Below are 274 nucleotides of genomic sequence, written 5' to 3' on the forward strand. Positions count from 1 at the left end.
CCGCCTGTAACGAGTCGACACCAGGGTAATCACCATCCAGAGCCGCCTTCAGCTCACTGACAATTCGATCCGCAAGATCGGAAGAGGCACTGAAACAAGCTTTCATCTTGCCGGCCATTTCCCGAATACTTTCTGGTACTACACCATCCGGCAAACGGTACACCATAGATCGACCAGTTTCTGACTCATTCGCCGATTTGAAATCTGCAATAGATAGCAGAGCTCCAAGCATTAAAGCCTGCTCGTCTTTTAATTCCTGAAACTTACCTTCCAG

At 48.5% G+C, this 274-nt stretch carries 1 pseudogene; it reads right to left on the reverse strand.

Annotation, left to right across the window (positions count from 1 at the left end):
* Positions 1 to 274, reverse strand: a pseudogene (locus ACY2RR_RS24510) (hypothetical protein); the annotation flags it as partial.

The organism is Parendozoicomonas sp. 2304DJ65-17, assembly GCF_058148445.1.